Here is a 3550-nt window from a genome sequence, read left to right as displayed (position 1 = left end):
CGCAAAAAGTCTTCAAGATTAGCTATTTAATCTTCTACTTTTTGAGTTTTTGAGCAACTGCTTGCCTGAGCTTCAAAGGTGGCTACTTTTAGCTGCGCTCATTTTTTAGTCTAAACTACAGTCAAAAATCCATAAATAAATTCTTTGTATTCGTCTTTGATTGGCAGCTCTTCATCGACTTTCAGACGCCGCCGCACTGCGACAACTTCCTGGCGCGCGATCGGATTATAACCAGGTTTCTCATATTTTTCCCAATACAATCCAGTTCCCCGGCGCTGCCAAGCCGGAAGTTCGTTAAAGTTAATTCCGTTTTGAAACAGCAACTCGTTTTTGAAAGCGATCGATTTTTTCTCTAATATAACTGCTGCATTTTCACCCGTTTCGCCATTTTTTCGCAGCATCCAATAACTCCAGCCATTCAAAGCACAGCGCGTTGCATCTGCTTGGCGCCACAGAAAATAATCTACTACTTGCGATTTGTTGGCGGCGGAACAAACGCGGCTATCAAAATTGACTGCTGTGCGAGCGATACCAGTGAAAGTTGCACTAGCAATACTCGCAGAAATAGAGACAATTTTTTCTAAGCTGCGGTCAAACAAAGCCCAATCTGGAGGAAACAAAACAGATATTTCGTCACTTTCGGTGTAGGCGTAAATGCCCCCTAGTTCTGATAGCAACGCCTTGGCAGTTTCTACCATTAATTCGTGGAATTTTAAGTCGAAAGGCTTCTCAAAAATTGAGGAAGTATATTTAGAAAAACTGCGACCGTCAGCGCGAATTATGGTGTGAGTTCCCGGCAACAAACGTAGGTTGTGAAAGTATTCTAGCTCCCGCATTTTTTTTTCAAATATCTGATTGTCCATCAATCACTTCCTCTGCGGGCCAGGTTTTTACTTCAAATGCCAAGTTGTCTGCCATGCGGACGAAAAATAGGCGATCGAACCCTTCGTCGTAACTGGGCAATACCATTTTTTTGATGGTAGCATAAATTGCTATGTCTGGAACTTGAGATTTGCCCGATCGCTCTTGATTTCGAGCTAAACAGTCGCTGACTGTTGATTCAAAGTAGTAACCGATGATTTGGGCATTATAGATACGAGCGATATCAATCAGCCCGCTGCGATCGAGAACGGCGGGATTGGTGTTGTCAACCGCTACTGAATGCCCTGCTTCCAGTGCATTTTCAATTAACTGAATTTGTCGGCGCGATTTATTTCTATTGTTTCGCATTAAATCTTTGCTGACTGAAACGTGCGTTGCAGCTAAATAGTCGCGAAAAAAAGTGCTTTTGCCCGATGCTTGCAATCCAATTAAAATCACTAATTCCAAAGCTAAACATCCGCTGCATTGAGGTGCATCATCGCCCAAGTCGTGTAAGTGCCGATCGGACTCCAGAGTATGTAAGGCAGCAATAACCAGGTTGCTGATTCAGAAACTGGCAACACGCTTAAAGCTAGCAGCACACTTAAAATTGCGCCAGTTCCGCCGATTATCGTACCAACTTTTAGACTCCTAACTTTGCACATAACCGACGTGTAAGACATAGTTACTATTTCTAAAAGCAGGTACAAACCCATTCTCAACCAAGTCTCCAGAGTTCCCGGTGCTTTTTCCCAAACAATCACTGCTGACCAAGCTAAACAAATAAAAATTACCGTCCAAATTATAGGAATTGCTTTTTCAAATACGAGCCATCTCGGACGCTGCAATCGGTTGAACCACTGGATGTCACTGGGGGTGATTCTGTTAATCGCCAAAGCTACTATCAAGACGACTGCTGCAATTACCATCCACGATCTAATCATTTCTCTACCTTAAGCTAGATTAACTGTTTCGATTAAACCTATATTTTAGTTAAGTCCGGGTCAAACCACATCTCTCTTCAGTCTTAAATTGATAATTGCAAGGTAAACTAGGCTGTTCAACAGTTGACAGCTGACAGTTGGAGAGCGACCTCTACCTATAAGTCCTAGGAATGAAACAGTGAATAATTTTGTTTTATTTCCCCCTCTAAGGAAGAGGCTTTAAACCCATTCTTCTTGGTTAAAAACAGCAAGTTTATGGCCTTCACAATCCCGGAAACACAACCTAATTATGTAGGGTGCGCGGCGCGCACCTTACCGCGAAAAGTAGCGCTTAGCTTTGCAAATCAATCAGTTAGCCGAGCCGGTGATGGTGTTCTAATTCTAAACTAGAGTCATCATCTTTTTTGGGAACCAGAAGCGTATTTTCGCTGCTCGGTTGCAACACAGCTTTAATCACTTGGAGAAAACGGTTGGGTTTTTTAGTTTGACCGTTGAGAGTGCGACGGTCTTTAACTTTTTGAGAAAGGTGTCGCATTACAGATAAATCGAGTTCATCGATGAAATGATCTGCTATACGTTCTCCCATTAAATCAATAGCTTCCGAATACTGATCGGTGAGCATTTCTATGGCATCGTATGCTTCATCAGCAACTTGACTTGCTACTGTTTTATTTTGGTCGCCTGATGTCTGAGAATTGCTGCGGCGCCGGTCTAAAAGACTTTGATACTCAGCAACACTCATTCCCAAATTGTAAAGGTGATGGTGAGCGTGATCCATCAAATCTACTTCACTGGGATAGAAGAAGCCGCGAGTGCTGTTGATGCCGTGCAGTTTTGCCCAACGCCGCAGAATAATCTCATCTTGCAGTTGGTATCGCTCCAACATTTGAGCTGTACTTAGCTCTACTTCTGGCGTAACCTTGAAATCGCTCATCGGTAAATCCTCGCTGATGACATAGATAAATAAACTTGAAACTTAGAATCAGTAGTTTGGGCGCAGTCTGAAAATGACGATAAATCCTTTGACGGCATTCAGAGAAGTCTTGGGGGCATTTGCTAGCCGTCGATCGAGTCAGAGGATTTCAGGGTAGCGTATTATTGGGCTTGGTCTCGATCGCATTTGAGAGCAACTGCACAGGGTTAATAATATAGCCGATCGGCTGTTTCAACAACCATTAAAAATAGTAAACTTTACTTTTTTGGCTTGAATTGTGAGTGATTTTGAGTTATAATACTCACAGTAACTGTGCAATTAGTAATTTTAGTAGTTGCAAGCGAGATTCTTAGTATGCCTGTATACGATTATTTTTGTCCCACAAACAACCAGCAGTTAGAAGTTTCGCACAGCATGAACCTGGAAGTTTCGACTTGGGGCCAACTATGCGAGTTGGCTAAGTGCGAGCCTGGGGATACTCCTGGAGATGCTCCGGTACGCCGAATGCTGAGCGCTCCGAGGTTGATGAAGCCGACATCCGACACCGATTATAAAAATTCGGGTTTCAGCAAGTATGTAAAGCGGGATGAAGGGGTTTATGAAAATGTCACGGCTAAAGATGGTGAAAGCCGTATTGTCAATCGAGAAGGTAAGCCACTGAAAGACTGAGAATTTACAATCATTAAGTTCGTAGTAAGGACTTCAGTCCTTCTTAAAAGTTCGTAGTAAGGACTTCAGTCCTTCTTAAAAGTTCGTAGTAAGGACTTCAGTCCTTCTTAAAAGTTCGTAGTAAGGACTTCAGTCCTTCTTA

5 protein-coding genes are annotated in these 3550 nt (G+C 42.8%); 1 reads left to right on the top strand and 4 read right to left on the bottom strand.

Annotated elements, in window-relative coordinates:
• Positions 1 to 110: 110 nt before the first annotated feature.
• The 4 genes from QZ918_RS16940 to QZ918_RS16925 form a co-directional block, all read right to left on the bottom strand.
• On the bottom strand, positions 111 to 863 hold the full coding sequence (locus QZ918_RS16940; protein ID WP_293336941.1) for a tRNA(His) guanylyltransferase Thg1 family protein: 753 nt from the start codon (positions 861 to 863) through the stop codon (positions 111 to 113).
• Positions 844 to 1320 carry an AAA family ATPase gene (locus QZ918_RS16935; protein WP_293336951.1) on the bottom strand — a complete coding sequence of 159 codons (477 nt, stop codon included), beginning with the start codon at positions 1318 to 1320 and terminating at the stop codon, positions 844 to 846. Before QZ918_RS16935 ends, QZ918_RS16940 begins: the two co-directional genes overlap by 20 nt.
• An 11-nt stretch (positions 1321 to 1331) precedes the next feature.
• Positions 1332 to 1805, bottom strand: coding sequence for a TspO/MBR family protein (locus tag QZ918_RS16930; protein WP_293336939.1), 474 nt, complete (start codon positions 1803 to 1805; stop codon positions 1332 to 1334).
• 352 nt (positions 1806 to 2157) lie between these two features.
• Positions 2158 to 2739 (bottom strand): hypothetical protein, encoded by a 582-nt coding sequence (locus QZ918_RS16925; RefSeq protein WP_293336937.1) that lies wholly within the window; start codon positions 2737 to 2739, stop codon positions 2158 to 2160.
• 354 nt (positions 2740 to 3093) lie between these two features.
• Between QZ918_RS16925 and QZ918_RS16920 the strand changes: the two genes are divergently transcribed.
• Positions 3094 to 3408 carry an FmdB family zinc ribbon protein gene (locus tag QZ918_RS16920; RefSeq protein WP_293336935.1) on the top strand — a complete coding sequence of 105 codons (315 nt, stop codon included), beginning with the start codon at positions 3094 to 3096 and terminating at the stop codon, positions 3406 to 3408.
• Positions 3409 to 3550: the final 142 nt, after the last annotated feature.

It is taken from the genome of Microcoleus sp. CAWBG58, from assembly GCF_020883045.1.
In the GTDB taxonomy this organism is placed as follows: Bacteria; Cyanobacteriota; Cyanobacteriia; order Cyanobacteriales; family Microcoleaceae; genus Microcoleus.
This window is presented reverse-complemented; position numbering and strand designations above follow the sequence as displayed.

Bases quoted from the DNA above. Each gene is read 5' to 3' on its own strand.
- QZ918_RS16940 (WP_293336941.1), bottom strand. From the start codon at position 863: ATGGACAATCAGATATTTGAAAAAAAAATGCGGGAGCTAGAATACTTT.
- QZ918_RS16930 (WP_293336939.1), bottom strand. From the start codon at position 1,805: ATGATTAGATCGTGGATGGTAATTGCAGCAGTCGTCTTGATAGTAGCT.
- QZ918_RS16925 (WP_293336937.1), bottom strand. From the start codon at position 2,739: ATGAGCGATTTCAAGGTTACGCCAGAAGTAGAGCTAAGTACAGCTCAA.
- QZ918_RS16920 (WP_293336935.1), top strand. From the start codon at position 3,094: ATGCCTGTATACGATTATTTTTGTCCCACAAACAACCAGCAGTTAGAA.